Source organism: Curtobacterium sp. SGAir0471, from assembly GCF_005490985.1.
In the GTDB taxonomy this organism is placed as follows: Bacteria; Actinomycetota; Actinomycetes; order Actinomycetales; family Microbacteriaceae; genus Curtobacterium.
Genome location: NZ_CP027869.1, coordinates 2,528,238 through 2,544,154 on the forward strand (window position 1 = coordinate 2,528,238; position 15,917 = coordinate 2,544,154).

The 15,917-nt window shown below is 74.2% G+C and carries 21 protein-coding genes; 9 read left to right on the forward strand and 12 right to left on the reverse strand.

What is annotated here, in order from left to right:
• Positions 1–36 precede the first annotated feature (36 nt).
• The 3 genes from C1N91_RS11725 to C1N91_RS11735 form a co-directional block, all read right to left on the reverse strand.
• Positions 37–528, reverse strand: a complete 492-nt coding sequence (locus C1N91_RS11725; RefSeq protein WP_137767845.1) for a pyridoxamine 5'-phosphate oxidase family protein — start codon at positions 526–528, stop codon at positions 37–39.
• Between the two features lie 150 nt (positions 529–678).
• A complete protein-coding gene (locus tag C1N91_RS11730) occupies positions 679–1,305 on the reverse strand; it encodes a hypothetical protein (protein WP_137767846.1) in 627 nt (208 codons plus the stop codon).
• Between the two features lie 193 nt (positions 1,306–1,498).
• On the reverse strand, positions 1,499–2,608 hold the full coding sequence (locus C1N91_RS11735; RefSeq protein ID WP_254678233.1) for an LLM class flavin-dependent oxidoreductase: 1,110 nt from the start codon (positions 2,606–2,608) through the stop codon (positions 1,499–1,501).
• A gap of 141 nt (positions 2,609–2,749) precedes the next feature.
• Here C1N91_RS11735 and C1N91_RS11740 point away from each other — a divergent pair, with 141 nt between their 5' ends.
• Positions 2,750–3,679: an SDR family oxidoreductase gene (locus tag C1N91_RS11740; protein WP_137767847.1), complete on the forward strand. Its 930-nt coding sequence runs from the start codon at positions 2,750–2,752 to the stop codon at positions 3,677–3,679.
• 118 nt (positions 3,680–3,797) lie between these two features.
• Here C1N91_RS11740 and C1N91_RS11745 read toward each other — a convergent pair whose 3' ends face one another.
• Both C1N91_RS11745 and C1N91_RS11750 read right to left on the reverse strand, forming a co-directional pair.
• Entirely contained in the window at positions 3,798–4,565 is a 768-nt protein-coding gene (locus C1N91_RS11745; protein WP_175416006.1) for an SGNH/GDSL hydrolase family protein, read from the reverse strand.
• A gap of 99 nt (positions 4,566–4,664) precedes the next feature.
• Positions 4,665–5,453, reverse strand: coding sequence for an NRDE family protein (locus C1N91_RS11750; RefSeq protein WP_137767849.1), 789 nt, complete (start codon positions 5,451–5,453; stop codon positions 4,665–4,667).
• A 65-nt stretch (positions 5,454–5,518) separates the two neighbouring features.
• Here C1N91_RS11750 and C1N91_RS11755 point away from each other — a divergent pair, with 65 nt between their 5' ends.
• From C1N91_RS11755 to C1N91_RS17005, 7 genes are all read left to right on the forward strand, one after another.
• Entirely contained in the window at positions 5,519–6,820 is a 1,302-nt protein-coding gene (locus C1N91_RS11755; protein ID WP_137768809.1) for a bifunctional phosphopantothenoylcysteine decarboxylase/phosphopantothenate synthase, read from the forward strand.
• Between the two features lie 45 nt (positions 6,821–6,865).
• A complete protein-coding gene (locus C1N91_RS11760; RefSeq protein ID WP_137767850.1) occupies positions 6,866–7,264 on the forward strand; it encodes a DoxX family protein in 399 nt (132 codons plus the stop codon).
• On the forward strand, positions 7,261–8,058 hold the full coding sequence (locus C1N91_RS11765; protein ID WP_137767851.1) for a DUF2071 domain-containing protein: 798 nt from the start codon (positions 7,261–7,263) through the stop codon (positions 8,056–8,058). Before C1N91_RS11760 ends, C1N91_RS11765 begins: the two co-directional genes overlap by 4 nt.
• Positions 8,055–8,516 (forward strand): DUF1810 domain-containing protein, encoded by a 462-nt coding sequence (locus C1N91_RS11770; protein ID WP_137767852.1) that lies wholly within the window; start codon positions 8,055–8,057, stop codon positions 8,514–8,516. The genes C1N91_RS11765 and C1N91_RS11770 overlap by 4 nt, the downstream gene beginning before the upstream one ends.
• Before the next feature lie 135 nt (positions 8,517–8,651).
• Entirely contained in the window at positions 8,652–9,314 is a 663-nt protein-coding gene (locus C1N91_RS11775) for a GntR family transcriptional regulator (protein WP_137767853.1), read from the forward strand.
• A 167-nt stretch (positions 9,315–9,481) separates the two neighbouring features.
• Positions 9,482–9,943: a MarR family winged helix-turn-helix transcriptional regulator gene (locus C1N91_RS11780; RefSeq protein WP_137767854.1), complete on the forward strand. Its 462-nt coding sequence runs from the start codon at positions 9,482–9,484 to the stop codon at positions 9,941–9,943.
• A 295-nt stretch (positions 9,944–10,238) separates the two neighbouring features.
• Positions 10,239–11,186, forward strand: coding sequence for a phospholipase (locus tag C1N91_RS17005; protein ID WP_254678234.1), 948 nt, complete (start codon positions 10,239–10,241; stop codon positions 11,184–11,186).
• Positions 11,187–11,324: 138 nt separating this feature from the next.
• Here C1N91_RS17005 and C1N91_RS11790 read toward each other — a convergent pair whose 3' ends face one another.
• The 4 genes from C1N91_RS11790 to C1N91_RS11805 are packed head-to-tail and all read right to left on the reverse strand — an operon-like array spanning position 11,325 to position 13,093.
• Entirely contained in the window at positions 11,325–11,633 is a 309-nt protein-coding gene (locus tag C1N91_RS11790) for a hypothetical protein (RefSeq protein WP_137767855.1), read from the reverse strand.
• Complete coding sequence (locus tag C1N91_RS11795; RefSeq protein WP_137767856.1) at positions 11,630–12,322, reverse strand: Asp23/Gls24 family envelope stress response protein; 693 nt, start codon at positions 12,320–12,322, stop codon at positions 11,630–11,632. Before C1N91_RS11795 ends, C1N91_RS11790 begins: the two co-directional genes overlap by 4 nt.
• Positions 12,319–12,873, reverse strand: a complete 555-nt coding sequence (locus C1N91_RS11800; RefSeq protein WP_137767857.1) for an RNA polymerase sigma factor — start codon at positions 12,871–12,873, stop codon at positions 12,319–12,321. The genes C1N91_RS11795 and C1N91_RS11800 overlap by 4 nt, the downstream gene beginning before the upstream one ends.
• A gap of 16 nt (positions 12,874–12,889) precedes the next feature.
• On the reverse strand, positions 12,890–13,093 hold the full coding sequence (locus C1N91_RS11805) for a hypothetical protein (RefSeq protein WP_137767858.1): 204 nt from the start codon (positions 13,091–13,093) through the stop codon (positions 12,890–12,892).
• A 112-nt stretch (positions 13,094–13,205) separates the two neighbouring features.
• On the opposite strand from C1N91_RS11805, the gene C1N91_RS11810 reads away from it, so the two are divergent.
• A complete protein-coding gene (locus C1N91_RS11810) occupies positions 13,206–13,841 on the forward strand; it encodes an MOSC domain-containing protein (protein ID WP_137767859.1) in 636 nt (211 codons plus the stop codon).
• Here C1N91_RS11810 and C1N91_RS11815 read toward each other — a convergent pair.
• From C1N91_RS11815 to cysK, 3 genes are all read right to left on the reverse strand, one after another.
• Positions 13,743–14,225, reverse strand: a complete 483-nt coding sequence (locus C1N91_RS11815; protein ID WP_137767860.1) for an MmcQ/YjbR family DNA-binding protein — start codon at positions 14,223–14,225, stop codon at positions 13,743–13,745. The two genes, C1N91_RS11810 and C1N91_RS11815, sit on opposite strands and share 99 nt — an antisense overlap.
• A 71-nt stretch (positions 14,226–14,296) precedes the next feature.
• Complete coding sequence (gene epsC, locus C1N91_RS11820) at positions 14,297–14,881, reverse strand: serine O-acetyltransferase EpsC (RefSeq protein ID WP_254678235.1); 585 nt, start codon at positions 14,879–14,881, stop codon at positions 14,297–14,299.
• Entirely contained in the window at positions 14,878–15,816 is a 939-nt protein-coding gene (gene cysK, locus C1N91_RS11825; protein WP_137767861.1) for a cysteine synthase A, read from the reverse strand. The genes epsC and cysK overlap by 4 nt, the downstream gene beginning before the upstream one ends.
• Positions 15,817–15,917 lie beyond the last annotated feature (101 nt).

The window sequence follows — 15,917 nt, forward strand, 5'->3', positions numbered from 1 at the left end:
GTCTCGCCGATGCAGAGGTGTCTCGACGGACTCCTGCTAGAGCTCGACGGTGCCGTGGTGCCCGGTGTCGGGCTGGCTCTGCTTGCCGAGCGCGGCCTTCAGCGTCTGCACCAGGCTGCCGACGGGGCCGGTGTCCTGCGTCCAGTACTCGACCGAGTCACCCTCGACGGTCAGCAGTCGGATGGTGGGGTCCTGCCGGCCCTGGGGGAACCAGGCCTCGGCGAACGGTGACCAGAGTTCGTCGATCACGGACTCGTCGCGGGTGACCGTGGCCGTGCCGGCGATCGACAGGTAGCCGCCCTGCGACTCGATAGCGACGTTGACGTGCGGGTTCCGCGCGATGTCCTCCACCTTCTCGCTGCCGTCCTGCACCAGGAAGCGCAGGGTCCCGTTGAACGCCTTGTCCTGCACGGCGAGGGGCCGGGCGTGCAGGCTGCCGTCGTCGCTGACGGTGGTGAGCAGGGCGGTTCGGGCGCCGTGGACGATGTCCGAGATGGCTGCGCGGTGGTCTGCCTGCGTGTCGGTCATGATGCTCCTGTTCGTCGTGCGCCCCGTTGTGCTCGACGTCCGGCCGGGCACTGCCCGGGCGCGTTCCGTTCCCGCCAGTGTGCCCCTCGTCGCTGGGACCTGCCCGGCGCGGCACGGGCGGCCCCGGAGCGTGGAGCGGACGAGCAGGGGTCAGGCGGCGGGTTCGCGGATCGTCGTCTCGACGTCGACGACCTGCGGGACGCGCGGCATCGACGCGAAGCCGAACGCCACGGGCGGGTCGAGCGGGGCCAGTGTGCCGAGGGACTCCCCCGCCCAGGACCCCGAGACGGCCGTGACGTCGTGCGCCCCGGTCACGCCGTAGTACTCGCGGCGGCCGCCTCCGGCGGTGCCGGCGGTCCCCGCACCGGGAGCGACGAGTCGTGCGACCGGGTCGATCACGCTGAGCCACCGGGGGTCGCGCGCGATCGGCTTCGGCACGATGCGGAGCACCCGGCCGAGCGGTGAGATGGCACCGACGTCGATCGAGGCGCGGAGCGGACCGGCGTCGAGCTCGAGCCCACGGGCCGTCCGACGGGCGCTGACGTCGACCACGGAGACGGTGTCGAACCGGTAGGTGCCGGAGACGTACGCCGCGACGATCTCGTCCGGTGCGAGCAGCACGCTGGACCCGTCGGGCTGTTCCACGAAGACGTCCGTGAAGGCCCCGAAGGGTGACCGCTCCCACATGCCGACGACGAACCGCACGCCGGACGTCGTGCCGACGCCCATGATGCGACCACGGAACCGACGCTCGACGATCTCGGGACGGGGTGACATGCCCTGGACGGTACCCGGCGCTGCCGTGAGCCGGCGTGGCGGGGCGGGGCGGGCCTCCCGGCCGGACGACTGCCCGTGCCGCTGCCCTGCTGCTGCCGCTGCGGAGCGGAGCGTGACGCGGAAGCGACAGACTGCGCCGGAACATCGGCGCACATCTGTCGCTTCCGCGGAAGGAACGGGACGGAAAGGCCCCCTACGGCACCGGCACCGGCTCGGCGAGCAGCTCGCGCACCCGCGGCGCGACCCGCGTGCCGTAGAGCTCGATCGACCGCATCATGTCCTCGTGCGGCAGACGGCCCGTCGCGTAGCGCATGTCGAAGCGCGAGACGCCGAGGATCCGCATGTTGCGCGCGATCTTCCGCGCCACCGTCTCCGGCGACCCGACGTACAGCGACCCGCCCGCGGACAGCCCGGCCTGGTACTGCGCGGCATCGAGGGGCGGCCAGCCGCGCTCGCGGCCCAGACGGTCGGTGACGGCCTTGTGGTACGGCCAGTAGCGCTCGGCGGCCTCCTCGTCGGTCTCGGCGACGAAGCCCGGCGAGTGCATCGCGATGGGCTGCTGCGGGAGCTCGAGCTGCGCCAGCGCCTGGCGGTAGAGCCGCGAGAACGGGGCGAACTGCGCCGGCTGCCCGCCGATGATGGCGAGGAACAGCGGCAGGCCGTACGACGCCGCACGGATCACGGACTGCGGTGAACCACCGACGCCGACCCACGTCGGGATCGGGCCGTGCTCGAGCTTCGGGAAGACGTCCTGGTCGACCAGCGCCGCGCGCTTCGTGCCGGACCAGGTGACGGCGTCCCCGCCGCGCAGGGCGTTCCAGAGCTGCAGCTTCTCCTCGAACAGGACCTCGTAGTCCGACAGGTCGTAGCCGAACAACGGGAACGACTCGGTGAAGGACCCGCGGCCGAGGATGACCTCGGCTCGACCGTCGGACAGGGCATCGACCGTGGCGAAGCGCTCGTACACGCGGACCGGGTCGTCCGACGACAGGACGGTCACGGCGGAGCCCATCCGGATGCGGTCGGTGCGGGCGGCGATCGCAGCGAGGACGACCTCGGGGGCGCTGACCACGAAGTCCTCGCGGTGGTGCTCCCCGACGCCGATGAAGTCGATGCCGACCTGGTCGGCGAGCACGGCCTGGTCGACGACGTCGCGGATGCTCTGCGCGTCGGACCGCAGGGACCCGTCGGCGCGCTCGGTGACGTCGCCGAAGGTGTCGAGGCCGAGCTGCACCGGGCCGATGCGCTCGGGTGCGGGCGGCGGGACGTCCGAGGGACGGCCGGTGCCGAATGCGTTGCTCATGTGCGCCTCCTGGTCGATGCGTTTGCATGGATCGTACCACCCTGCGGAGCGGCGGACCAGCCCCACGACTCCGTCCGACGACCGGCCAGCCCTGCGCCCCCGCCCGGCGACCGGCCAGCACGGCGGCGTACCGTCCCGCGCATGGCGAACATCCCCGACCAGACCGGCCGCCGCATCGTCGTGACCGGTGCGAACAGCGGCACGGGCAAGGAGACCGCGAAGCGCCTCGCCGGCGCCGGGGCGAGCGTCGTGCTCGCCGTCCGCACGACCACCAAGGGCGAGGACGCCGCCACCGAGATCCGGCAGGAGCACCCGGGCGCCGACCTCGAGGTCCGCGAGCTCGACCTCGCCGACCTCGGCAGCGTCCGCCGGTTCGCCACGGGGATCGCCGACGACGGACGGCCCCTCCACGTCCTGGTGAACAACGCCGGCGTGATGGCCCCGCCCGAGCGCTTCGAGACCGCGGACGGCTTCGAGCTGCAGTTCGGCACGAACTTCCTGGGGCACCTGGCGCTGACGAACCTGCTGCTGCCGACGCTGCTCGGCACGGCCTCGGGCAGCGACGACCCCCGGCCCCCGCGCGTCGCGACGATGTCGAGCCTCGCCGCGATCCCCGGCAGCATCCGCTTCACCGACCCGCAGTGGGAGCACGGCTACAACGGCTGGCGCGCCTACTCGCAGTCCAAGCTGGCCGACCTGCTCCTCGCGCTGCACCTGCACCGGCTGTCCGCCGAGCGGGACTGGCCACTCGTCAGCACGGCGGCGCACCCCGGGTACACCCGCACCAACCTGCAGTCCGCCGGGCGGTCACTCGGTCGCGACCGCCCGGTGCGGGCCAGCGACCGCGCCCTCCCCTTCACGCAGGCGGTGGAGCAGGGCGCCGAGCCGCTCCTGTACGCCGCCGTCGGTCCGGCCGCGGTCGGCGGCGCCTACTACGGGCCGTCCGGGTTCGGCGGCCTGACCGGTCCGACCACGACCGTGTCGGTGCCGCGGTCGGCCCGCAGCGCCGACCTCGCCCGCTCGCTGTGGGCGGTCGCCGAGGACCTCACGGACACGCACGCGCCCGCCTGACCGATGGCCTACCACTGCGGCACGGCACCTCGGCGCACCGCGGCGACGCGGCACCTCGGCGCACCGCGGCGACGCGGCACGTCGGCCGGGAGGCACCACCCGCCCCGCCCCGTCGGCGTCAGAACCGCACGTGGTCCCGCGCGAACGCGGCGATCACCCCCGCCTCGAGGGCACGCTGCCCACGGGCGGTCGGGTGCACGTCGTCGGACTGCATCCACTCCGGGTGGCCGGACAGCGGTTGCCCGATGTCGACGTAGGTGCCGCCGTCGCGCCGGACCGCCCGGTGCAGTGCGTGCGAGATCGTCGCGAGCTGCGCCGGCGGTGCCTGCTCGCTCCACACCGCGCTCAGCCCCACCACCCGGGCCTCGGGCAGGTCGCGGTGGACCAGGGCCACGAGCTGGTCGGTGGCGCTCGTCACCTGCGCGTCGTCCTCGCCCAGGTCGTTGGAGCTCGCCTGCACGAAGACCACCCGGGGGCGCAGGTCGACCGCGCGCTTCACGAGTCCCGGGTACGCGCTGGCGCACTCGTCCTGGTCCCCCTCGGCCACGACCCCGGCGCCGTCGCAGGACAGGTTCGTCAGCTGCCACCGTTCGGTCCGGGCGAGGAGCGCCGGCCAGGCCTGCTCCGGCGTCAGCCCGTGGCCGCCGCTCACCGAGTCGCCGATCACGACGATCCGCTCCCCCGGGGCGTGGTCCCAGGCGCGGCCGGTCGCGCTCGGCGACGGTGCCGCGGCCACCGAGGAGTCCTCGCTGCACCCGACGAGGGTGAGTGCGGTCAGGGCGGCGAGCGCCGTCGCGACGACGGCTCGGCCGCGGGGACGGCGGCGTGGGGCGGTGCTGCCGTCGACCGCCGGGGTGTGCGGGGACGGCCGTGTGGTCGGGGTCACGTCGGGGACCGTACGCCGCCCGACCACGACCGGACCGCCCGGTGCGCTGCTGCTCCTCACAGCATCGGGGATCCTCGGGCTGCAGCGTCGGGTCGTGCCTCAGGCGCGGTGGAGCTCGACCGAGCCGTCGAGGCGACCCGGGTGGGCGAGCCGAGCGTGCTGCAGCACCGTCCGACCGAGCGCGACCGCGGCGGCGACGACCGACAGCGTCGCGACGTGTCCGTCCGGCTCGACCGCGTCACGGAGGATGGCGTCCGGGTGGTCGGACGGCAGCGTCGAGGACTCCGCGAGCACGCCGAACCACCCGCTCCAGCCGTCGCCCGCGTCCTCGCCGTGGTCGACCGTGCGGAGTTCGTCGAAGGGACCGAGGACGGGCGGGCCGGTCGGTGCGGGGGCGCCGCGGAAGGCGTCGAGCCACCGACCGATGCGCGGTGCCGCGGGGTCGTCGGGTGCACCGTGCGTGACCATGTGCACGCCGGGCCCGAGCTCGGTCGTCCGGACCGCCGTGCCGTCCCACGTGTCGACGGCGGCACCGTCGGCCGTGGCGCGGACGAGGTTGAACGCCCGGGTGGTCGGGAGTGCGCCGTCGAGGCCCGGTGCCGCGCCGGTCAGGGCGTCGAGCGGCAGCACCCCGCGGGTGGTCCACGTCCCGTCCTCGCTCGGTACGGGCTCGGCACGGTTCAGCACGACGGCGAGTCCCGCCGTGTCCGAGGCCGCGAGCCATGCCCCGCCGGCGGACCGGTCGCGGACGCCGCGTACGGTCGGGTCGAGCTCGGGCCACCAGGCGGCGGGCGGGTCCCAGGGCCGGTCGGGCGACTCGTCGCGGAGGGCCAGCACGGTGACGGGCCACGCGGCGGCGGAGTCGACGCGGACGACGACGGTGCACATGGGCTCGATCCTCGCACGGCCGTCCGGGTAGCGTGACCGACGTGGATGCTGCAGCAGGTCGCCGTCTGTCCGTCGTCGTCGGGATCACCGGGGGCATCGCCGCCTACAAGGCCGTCGGGGTGGTCCGCGACCTCGTCAAGCGCGGCCACGACGTGCACGTCGTCCCGACCGAGGGCGCACTCCGCTTCGTCGGCCTGCCGACGCTCGAGGCGCTGAGCCGGAACCCCGTCACGACCAGCGTGTGGGACGACGTCGCCGAGGTGCGGCACGTGGCGCTCGGACGCCGGGCGGACCTGGTCGTCGTCGCGCCGGCGACCGCGGACTCGCTGGCGCGCATGGCGCACGGCCTGGCCGGGGACCTGCTCGGGACGACCCTGCTCGCGACCGAGGCGCCCGTCGTCGTCGCACCCGCGATGCACCCGCAGATGTGGGAGCACCCGGCGACGCGCGCGAACCTGCGCACCCTGCGCGACCGGGGGGTGCACGTCGTCGGACCGGTGGTCGGTGCGCTCACGGGCGACGACGCCGGGATCGGCCGGATGGCGGAACCCGAGGACATCACGGCCGCGGCGCTGGCGGTGCTCGACCGCCCGGCGGAGGCAGGGCGACGGGACCAGGGCGGGGCGGGCCTCCCGGCCGGTGCCGTGGCGGGGACGGGTGCCGGTGCTGCGGCGACGGGCGCACGGGGCGACCAGGGCGACCTCGCCGGGGTGCGGGTCGTCGTCAGCGCCGGCGGGACGCGGGAGCCGTTCGACCCGGTGCGCTTCGTCGGCAACCGGTCGAGCGGACGCCAGGGGGTCGCGATCGCCGCGGACGCCGTCCGACGCGGCGCGACGGTGACGCTCGTCGCCGCGAACGTGGACGCCGGGCTCACCGCGGGTCTCGGGGCGACGGTGGTGCCGGTCGGGTCCGCCCGGGAACTCGCCGACGCGGTGCACGCCGCGGCGGCCGACGCCGACGTGGTGGTGATGACCGCCGCGGTCGCCGACTACCGACCAGCCGAGGTCCGGCCGGACAAGCTGAAGAAGGACGAGCAGGGCGACACCATGACGCTCGAGCTCGTCCGCAACCCGGACGTGCTCGCCGACCTCGTGCGCGCGCGCCGCACCGGGCAGATCGTCGTCGGGTTCGCGGCGGAGACCGAACCCGACCGCGAGGCCCGGATCGCCCTCGGCCGCGCCAAGATCGCCCGGAAGCCGGCCGACCTGCTCGTCGTGAACCACGTCGGGTGGGACGCGGGCTTCGAGCGCGAGGAGAACGCGATCGAGGTGCTCGTGCCCGGTGGCGAGGTCGTCCGGGAGACCTCCGGCAGCAAGGCCGACGTCGCCGCGGCGGTGCTCGACCTCGTCGCGACCGCGCTGACCTGAGCGACGCCCGGCACCCGCACGGGCGGCGGCGTGCACGATGGGGCCATGCGACGACGCGAGCGCTCCCGACGCGCCACCCGGACCGCCACCGTGCTCGCCGTGCTCCTCGGCGGGGCCGGTGTCACGCACTTCCTGCGCCCGCGCGGCTACGACCGGATCGTGCCGGAGGGACTCCCGCCGCGCCTGACCACGGTCGTGTCCGGTGTGGCCGAGCTCGGCATCGCCGCCGGGCTCGCCGTCCCGGCCACCCGACGGGCGTCCGGCTGGGCGGCCGCGGCGCTGTTCCTCGCGGTGTTCCCCGCGAACGTCAAGATGGCCGCCGACCTGCTCGACAGCCCGCGCGCCGGTCGCGTCGCACGACTGGTCGGCGTTGTGCGGCTGCCGCTGCAGGCCCCGCTCGTCGCCTGGGCCGTGCGCGTCGGTCGACACGCGCCGCGTCGATGACCGGGGCGGTCGCACGGCGAGCTGCCGTCCCGCTCGTGCACCGTCCGGTCGCCGTGCACGCGTGGGAGGACATCGTCTTCGCGCACTGGCGGCGGGACCCGGCGTCGCTCGCCCGGCTCGTGCCGCGGGGCACGCGACCCGACGTGGTCGACGGGAGCGCCTGGGTCGGCCTGACCGCCTACGTGTTCCGCGAGACGGCCGTCCCACCGTTCCCGCCCTCGCGGCGACTCGGGTCGATGACCGAGGTCACGATCGAGATCCCGACCGTCGACACCAGGGGACGCCACGGCATCGTGTACCGCACGGTCGACACCGGCCACGTGCCCGCCATCGTCGCGGCGAACACCCTGCTCGGCGTGCCGTACACGTTCTCCCACGTCCGGGCGATCCGTCGCGGGGACACCCTCGACCACCGCTCCGTCCGGCATCCGGCCCGCACGGCGCACCCGGTGCGGTGGGCTCGGGAGCTCGTGCGGGGCCGCCGGCCGCGCCCGCCGCGACCGCGCCCGCGACACGACGCGGTCGTCCGGGTCACCGCCGGCGAGGTGGTGGACACACCACTCGCCGCCGCGCTCACCACCCGCTCGGGCATCCACGCGCGACACCTGGCCCAGACGCTGTTCTGGCAGCGGCAGCACCCGCCGTTGGCGGTCCGTGCCGCCCGACTCGAGCGACTCGAGGGCGACCTGCCGGACGCCGTGGGGCTGCCCGGACTGTTCGACCGGGAGCCCGACTCGTTGCTCGTCGTGGACGCCACGACGGTGCGGTACGCGTGGGGCGAGGTCGTGCGGTGAGCGTCGACGGGGACGCGGTCGACCGGCAGGACCGCGACCGGTCCGACCTCGACCGCTTCGTGCGCGCGCAGGAGGGCGTGCACGAGCAGGCGCTGGAGGAGCTCGCGTCCGGCCGGAAGCGCTCGCACTGGATGTGGTTCGTGTTCCCCCAGCTCGCCGGGCTCGGGCGCAGTGCGACGGCGCAGCGGTACGCGCTCGCGGGGCTCGCCGAGGCGCGGGCGTACCTGGCGCACCCCGTGCTCGGACCCCGACTGCTCGAGGCCGCCAGGACCGCGGCAGCCGCTCCGGCACGGAGCGCGGACGAGCTGTTCGGCGGGATCGATGCGCTGAAGGCCCGCTCGTCGATGACGCTGTTCGCGCGGGTAGCGGCGGACCCGGCCCCGTTCCGAGCCGTCCTCGACCGGTGGTTCCACGGCACCGAGGACCCGCTGACGGTCCGGCTCCTCGACGAGGCCTAAGCACCGAGCACTGGACACACCGAGCCGGAGCCGACGCGTGACGGACGACCGTTCACATATCAGGTACGGTGATCACGCGCCGACACCGACCGGTTCCGGCGTCCCACACCGTCCACCGAGAACGAGGACACCAGCATGCCGGTCCCCAGCAGCGCCCCCACCGAGCACCAGCTGCTCCGCGACACCGTCCGCCACAAGATCCACGCCGCGATCATGGACGGCACGCTCGAGCCCGGCGAACGGCTGAACGACGACGAGCTCATCGCCTGGCTCGGTGTCTCCCGCACCCCGATCCGCGAGGCCCTCAGCCAGCTCGCCCGCGCCGGCCTCATCGAGATGGCACCGAACCGCTACACCCGGGTCACCACGCCGAAGGCCGAGGAGGTCGTCGAGGCGATGCAGACCCTCGGCGTGCTGTTCGGCGGGGTCGTCCGCCTGGCCGTCCCCCGGCTCACGGCGTCGACGCGGAAGAAGATCCTCGCGCAGCTGGACCGGACGATCGCCGAGCTCGACGCCCACGACGTCCCCGGTGTGAACCACGACGCCCTCTCCGTCTTCGGGCTCTACGTCGACGCCTGCGGCAACGAGAACCTGCAGCGGGTGTGCCGCGACACGATGGACGGACTCGCCTTCCGACTGCGCCTGCCGAACCTCGACGAGCTCATCGACTGGGACCAGCTGACGGCCGACTTCCGACGGCTGCGGGACGCGACCGAGAGCGGCGACAACGTAGCCGCCGAGCTGGCGACCGAGGCGATCCACCTGCTCCCGGGCGAGAAGCAGCACCGCTCGAGCTGAACGAACCTGTCACCTCGTACAGGAACGCCCGCTCCGGACCAGGGAGTGGGCGTTCGTGCACTCGGCGGCAACGGCCCGCCCGGCGCTCGGCAACGGTCCTGCCCGCACCGGTAGCATCGCTCCGACCACGGTCGAGCCGCCTCGACCCGACGACCCGGGAGCCCCGCATGAGCCACCGCCAGCCGGACCGCACGGAGATCGCCGCACGCCTGGCCGCGGCGGTCGGTCGCATCAACCGTCGCGCCCGCACCGACTCGGCCTCGCTCGGCTACGGACTCGTCTCCGCGCTCGCCACCATCCAGGCCGAGGGACCCCTGCGCCCGGGCGACCTGTCGCGGATCGAGGTGGTCACGAAGCCGACCATGACGCGCATCCTGACCGAGCTCGAACAGCGCGGCTTCATCGAGCGCGAGGCCGACCCGACGGACGGTCGGGCGTTCATGGTGTCGGCCACCCCGGCCGGGCTCGCGGCCGTCGAACGGGCCCGCTCGGACCGCACCGGCATCGTCGCCGGACTCATCGCCGACCTGCCGGTCGAGGACGTCGACGCGATCGCCGCGGCCCTCGTCGCACTCGAGCGGATCGGTCAGGGCGAGCGCACCCAGGAAGCCCCCACCTCCGGTCGCTGAACCCGCCGATCAGCGGCCGTTACCGAACCGTTACCAAGGGGTGGACGGACGGTTCTGCCAGTCCTCCTGGACGCACTGTCCAGGCTGACACGTCATCGTGACGGCTTCGCCCGAGCAGGCGGCCACCCGGTCGCCCAGCGGCGGACGGACGGGCCCCACACCACCGTCCGGTCCTCCCCCGGCTCGCGGCTCCCCCACGACGGCCGTCCCGACGGTCGTGCACGCTCCCCCACCCCCGCGTGCCCGATCCGGCGTGCCCGGGAGTCGCCCTCCAGCCGGCCGACCACCGGAACCGATGACGCGAAACATCCCCGAACCACCCAGCACGACCGCACCCAGCACGACCGCACCCGGCACGACCCGACCCGGCACGACCGCGACGGACCCGACCACCGCGACCACCCGACGCCAGGCGCTCGACACCCCGAGCCGCCGCGTCCGCCGCGCGCTCCGCAGCCGGTCCGCCCTCGTCGTCGGCAGCGCGGCCGCCGTCGCCCTCGTCGGCGGCCTCGCGACCGTCGGCACGCAGCCGGCGATCGGTGAGGCGATCGGCGTGCCCTCGGCGAGCGCCACGAGCACCCCCGCGCTGCACGGGACGGACCTCGACCGCGCCCAGGCCGCCGCGACCATCGCGACCGCCCGCACGGTGCTCGCCGACGCGAACGACAAGACCGACACGAGCGCCCTCGAGCGCCAGGTGCACGCGCTGTCGGACTACCGCAGCATGTCCGGCTCCGCGATCACCACCCACATCGCGTCGACCGTCGACGCCACGACGCAGGTCGCCGACCAGAGCGCGTCGCAGGACAAGGCGGACGCCGACGCGGCGGCAGCAGCGGCGGCGAAGGCACAGGCCGACGCCGAGGCGAAGGCCGCAGCCGAACGTGCAGCGGCGGAGGCCGCTGCGGCAGCGGAGCGCCAGGCCGCCGCGAACACCGTGGCCGGCGCCAAGGCCACCGCGTCCTCGATGGCGGCGTCGCAGTACGGCTGGGGCTCCGCGCAGTTCCAGTGCCTCGACAGCCTCTGGACCAAGGAGTCCGGGTGGAACTACCAGGCCGTCAACCCGAACGGTGGCGCGACCGGCATCCCGCAGGCGCTCCCCGGGTCGAAGATGGGCACCGTCGCGGCGGACTGGCGGACCAACGCCACCACGCAGATCACGTGGGGGCTGCAGTACATCAGCGCGGCCTACGGCACGCCCTGCGCGGCGTGGGCCCACTCGCAGGCGACCAACTACTACTGAGCCGCCGACGGGTGACGGTCGTCACCACCCGACGGACGGGAGGCACGGTGCCAGCGGGTGCCGTGCCTCCCGTCCGTCACGTGGTCCGCCGGTCCCGCGTGCCGGCCCGGCGCTCCGTCGCGCGACCCGCCGGTCCGCTCAGCCGACGCGCGCGATGCGCACGTCCACGCGGCCGAGCGCGAGTCCGCGCTCACCGGCGACGCGGAGTGCCGCGTCGTGCGCCGCACGCGCTGCGACCCGGGCGGGCACCGATCCGTCGGTGCCGACGACGACGCGCAGGACGTCGTCGTCGAGCACGACCCGGGTCACCGGTGCACGCGAGGCGATCCGGCGGGCGGACTCGACCGCGCTGCCGAGCGTCGGCTTCGCGCGGTACAGGTCGGCCACACCGGGTGCCGCCAGGACGGCCTCCTCGATCGCCGCGGCCGTTGCGTCGTCCAGGCTCATGCGGGGTCCTCCTCGTCGGCGGCGCCGGGCACCGCTCCGTCGTCGTGCCGCGGTGGGAGCGGGGGCAGGAGGTCCCGGACCCGCACGTCGACCGCCTCGACCACCAGGTCGGTCTGCTCGGCGAGGGTCTCGGCGACGGCCTGGCGGACCTGCTCGGCGGTGGCGTGGATGGGCGTCCCGGCCCGGATCGCCAGCTCGACCAGCACCCGGACGGGCGCGTCGAGCAGGGTCACGTCGCCCTGGAGCGAGCACCGGGCGATCACGACGCCGGGCACGACGTCGCCGGCCGTCCGCACCAGCGACCGGATCGCGCCCTCGGTCATCACGGGGCGCTCGGTCGGCACCGACGGCCGGAGCGGGACGTCCCGACCGGCTCGGGCCTCGAGCGAGATGTTCGCCAGCACACCGCCGATCCACGACTCGTCGGCCGGTGCCTCCTGCTCAGCCGCGGCGTCGAGCGAGCCGAGGGACGACTGCCGGAGCCGGACCAGGGCGGCGAGGGCGTTCTGGCACGCGGCTGAGTCGTCGATGCTCGGGTCGGCAGGCAGCATCCCGGCGTCCAGGTAGTCCGCGAGCTCGTCGATGGTGTGGCCGTCGAGGTCCTCGGGTTCCAGGGCGTCGAGGCGCACGTCGGGCTGCACGTCGTCGTGGTGCACGTCGTCTGGCTGCACGTCGTCTGGTCCGGTCATCGCCATGCCTCCATGAGACGGATCATGTTCTTCCTCGCGCGCGAGAGCAGGCCGCGCACCGTCGACACCGGCAGGTCGAGTTCCTCGGCGATGTCCTCGTAGCGGTACTCGAGCACCTCCTTCATCACCCAGCACCGCCGCTGTGCCTCCGGCAGCTCAGCCAGGGCGGTCTCGACGGCCTCCTCGCGCGACCGGGCCTCGGCGACCCGCTCCGGGGCGTCGTCCCGCGGCGCCTCGACCTCGAGCTCGGTGACGTCCAGGTGCTCACGCCGCGCACGGATGCGGTCGATGCACTTGCGGCTGAGGATGCGCATGAGCCACGACTTGACCTTGGCGCCGTCCTCGAGGGCGTCGAGGCGGCCCCACGCGGTGATGAAGGTCTCCTGCACGACGTCGTCGAGTTCGTCGGTCGATCCGAGGGTGCGCCGTGCGTAGGCACGGAGCAGCGGCGTGTACCGCCGGATGAGGACCTCGAACGCCCGGACGTCGCCGTCGGACGAGCGGCCCACGAGGACGGCGTCGTCGAGGTCGGCGAGGGGCTGGTACGGCACGTCACCCTTCTACCGGTCAGTGGTGGAGGAAGTCTGGGCGGGTGGCGGCGGGGCCCGTCCCGATCACCTGCAGCGGGCCGACCGGGCGGGCGCCGAGCGTCCGGACGCGCACCTGTGCCAGACCGTGTGCCGAGGGGATGCGTGCCGTCGCGCTGTGCATCGGGGACGGGCCGGGGCGTCGCAGGACGGCGGCGGCGGCGGCGCAGGTGGTGTCGGTCATGGTCGGTCTCCTCTGGTTCCACCGGTGTGACGGATCCCGGAGCCGGATCGTCACGCCGCCGGGTGATGTCACGTGCTGCGGTCCGTCCGCCGTCTGCGTCAGGATGGGGAGCATGAGCCACATCACCGCCGTCTGCCGCGTCGACCAGCTGCTCCGCGACTCGGGCACGATCGGGATCACCGCGATCGACAAGCGTCCGGTGGACGGCCCCGTCCGCGTCCGCCCGCTCGGGCTCCACGCGGACGTGCAGGCGGACCGGAAGCACCACGGCGGCGAGGACCAGGCGGTCTACGCCTACGCCGACGAGGACGCCGCGTACTTCGCCGAGGTCCTGGGGCGCGACGTCCCGCCGGGCCTGTTCGGCGAGAACCTGCGCACGAGCGACGTCGACGTGACCGGCGCCGTGACGGGCGAGCGGTGGCGGATCGGCGAGACGCTCGAACTCGAGGTGACGATCCCCCGGGTGCCCTGCGGCACCTTCGCGCGCCGGATGGGGGTCCCCGGGTGGGTGAAGCGGTTCGCAGCGGAGAACCGTCCGGGCGCCTACCTGCGGGTCCTGCACAGCGGACCGGTGGCGGCGGGCGACCGCGTGGTCGTGACGCACCGACCGGAGCACGGCGTCACGATCGGGGAGATCTCCGCCGGGCTGTCACCCGAGCGGGCCCGCGCCGTGCTCGACTCGGGAGACCGGCTCGCCCCGAAGGTCGTCCGCGACGTCTCGAAGGTCCTCGCCCGCGGTCGCGTCTGAGTCACCGGCACGACGTCCTGCGCCGGGATCGAGCGGGCGTCGGGCCCTCGGGAGGCCGGCGACCACGAGGTCGTACGAGTTCGCGACGAGGTCCTCGACCATCGTCTCGTCGAGTCCGTCGCCCGGCGAGAGCGTGATCCAGTGCCGCTTGTCCATGTGCCACCCCGGAGTGATCTCGGCGTGGTCGCGCACGAGGGCCGCCGCGTGCGGCGGAGCACACTTGAGGTTGACGATCGGGACGCCGCGCAGCGTCGTCGCGAGGACGAACATCCGCCCGACCACCTTGTGGACGACGGAGTGCTCGCCGAAGGGCTGCGTCTCCTCGACCGCGGGGAGCGCGAGGGCCGTCCGGAAGGTCACCTCGTGCAGTGCTGCGCCGTCCACCCCACCAGCATGCCGCACGGTCCCGACACGACGGCGAGCGCGACCACGACGGCGAGCGCGGCCGGCGGCGGTCAGAGCGTCGGGACGCCCTCGTGCCCGGACCTCGGCCTGGCGGTCCCGGCGATGCCGGTGACCACGGAGCCCGCGGGAACGTCCTTCGTGACGACCGTGTTCGCCCCGACGACCGAGTCCGCGCCCACCGTGATCGCGCCGATCAACGACGACCCGGCGCCGAGCACCACGCGGTCCCCCACGGTCGGGTGCCGCCGCTGCCCCGGACCGTGTTCCCCGCCACGCCCGCCGAGGGTGACCCCGTGGAAGAGCAGGACGTCGTCACCGATGACCGCCGTCTCCCCGATCACGACGCCCATGCCGTGGTCGATGAAGAACCGGCGACCGATGCGCGCCCCGGGGTGGATCTCGATGCCGGTGACCGATCGGGCGATCTGCGCGACCCCCCGGGCGACGAACCGCGAGCCGGGGAGGCCCCGCGCGAGCCAGAGCCGGTGCGTGAGCCGGTGGGTCCAGATCGCGTGCAGCCCCGAGTAGACGACCGCGTTCTCCAGGTCGCCCCGGGCGGCGGGGTCACCGCGGCGTGCCGCAGCAAGGTCCTCCCGGACCCGCCACAGCACGCCACGTCGGACGGCACGCGTCACGCAGTGAGCCCCTCGAACAGCGGCGTGGACAGGTAGCGCTCACCGGTGTCGCACACGATCGCGACGACGCGCTTGCCGGCGTTCTCCGGGCGGGCGGCGATCTCGACGGCCGCGTGGATGATCGCGCCGGACGAGATGCCCGACAGGATGCCCTCCTCGGTACCGAGCGCGCGGGCGACCCGGAGCGCGTCGTCGAGCTCGACGTCGAACACCTCGTCGATGACGTCGCGGTCGAGGACCTCGGGCACGAAGTTGGCACCGATGCCCTGGATCTTGTGCGGGCCGGCCTTCCCCTCGGTCAGCAGCGGGGAGTCCTTGGGCTCGACGGCGACGATCTGCACGCCGGGCACGCGCTCCTTGAGCACCTGCCCGACACCCGTGATGGTGCCGCCGGTGCCGACGCCGGCGACGAAGACGTCGACGTGACCCTCGGTGTCGCGGAGGATCTCCTCCGCCGTGGTCTTCCGGTGGATCGCGGCGTTCGCCGGCGTCTCGAACTGGTGGGCCAGGATCGCGCCGGGGGTCTCGTCGACGATCTGGCCGGCGCGGGCCACGGCGCCCTTCATGCCCTCGGAGCCCGGGGTCAGGACGATCTCGGCGCCGAAGGCTCGGATCAGGGCCCGCCGCTCGACGCTCATCGTCTCGGGCATCGTGATGACGACGCGGTAGCCACGTGCGGCGCCGACCAGGGCGAGCGCGATGCCGGTGTTGCCCGACGAGCCCTCGACGATCGTGCCGCCCGGGCGCAGTTCGCCGGACTCCTCGGCCGCGTCGATGATCGCGACGCCGAGGCGGTCCTTCACGCTGGAGCCCGGGTTGTAGAACTCGAGCTTCGCGAGCACCTCGGCACCGTCGGCCTTCGGCAGGCGGTTGAGCCGGACGAGCGGGGTGTTGCCGAACGCCTGCGAGATGTTGTCGTAGATGGTGCCGGTCATCCGTTGTCGTCCTCCGGGTCGAGTCGTCACGCCGTCGGTGGCGGCGCTGCGGTCCGCTCGCGATCTTAGCGACGGCGCCCGGCGTTCCCCTGTCGATGACG

What these genes read in the sequence shown, in the direction of transcription:
- C1N91_RS11765 (WP_137767851.1), top strand. Translation starts at nt 7,261, where the DNA reads ATGACCGGGGCGGTCGCACGGCGAGCTGCCGTCCCGCTCGTGCACCGT.
- C1N91_RS17005 (WP_254678234.1), top strand. Translation starts at nt 10,239, where the DNA reads ATGACGCGAAACATCCCCGAACCACCCAGCACGACCGCACCCAGCACG.
- C1N91_RS11740 (WP_137767847.1), top strand. Translation starts at nt 2,750, where the DNA reads ATGGCGAACATCCCCGACCAGACCGGCCGCCGCATCGTCGTGACCGGT.
- C1N91_RS11790 (WP_137767855.1), bottom strand. Translation starts at nt 11,633, where the DNA reads ATGAGCCTGGACGACGCAACGGCCGCGGCGATCGAGGAGGCCGTCCTG.
- C1N91_RS11725 (WP_137767845.1), bottom strand. Translation starts at nt 528, where the DNA reads ATGACCGACACGCAGGCAGACCACCGCGCAGCCATCTCGGACATCGTC.
- C1N91_RS11760 (WP_137767850.1), top strand. Translation starts at nt 6,866, where the DNA reads ATGCGACGACGCGAGCGCTCCCGACGCGCCACCCGGACCGCCACCGTG.
- C1N91_RS11780 (WP_137767854.1), top strand. Translation starts at nt 9,482, where the DNA reads ATGAGCCACCGCCAGCCGGACCGCACGGAGATCGCCGCACGCCTGGCC.
- C1N91_RS11750 (WP_137767849.1), bottom strand. Translation starts at nt 5,453, where the DNA reads ATGTGCACCGTCGTCGTCCGCGTCGACTCCGCCGCCGCGTGGCCCGTC.
- cysK (WP_137767861.1), bottom strand. Translation starts at nt 15,816, where the DNA reads ATGACCGGCACCATCTACGACAACATCTCGCAGGCGTTCGGCAACACC.
- C1N91_RS11810 (WP_137767859.1), top strand. Translation starts at nt 13,206, where the DNA reads ATGAGCCACATCACCGCCGTCTGCCGCGTCGACCAGCTGCTCCGCGAC.
- C1N91_RS11775 (WP_137767853.1), top strand. Translation starts at nt 8,652, where the DNA reads ATGCCGGTCCCCAGCAGCGCCCCCACCGAGCACCAGCTGCTCCGCGAC.
- C1N91_RS11735 (WP_254678233.1), bottom strand. Translation starts at nt 2,608, where the DNA reads ATGAGCAACGCATTCGGCACCGGCCGTCCCTCGGACGTCCCGCCGCCC.
- C1N91_RS11805 (WP_137767858.1), bottom strand. Translation starts at nt 13,093, where the DNA reads ATGACCGACACCACCTGCGCCGCCGCCGCCGCCGTCCTGCGACGCCCC.
- C1N91_RS11730 (WP_137767846.1), bottom strand. Translation starts at nt 1,305, where the DNA reads ATGTCACCCCGTCCCGAGATCGTCGAGCGTCGGTTCCGTGGTCGCATC.
- C1N91_RS11795 (WP_137767856.1), bottom strand. Translation starts at nt 12,322, where the DNA reads ATGACCGGACCAGACGACGTGCAGCCAGACGACGTGCACCACGACGAC.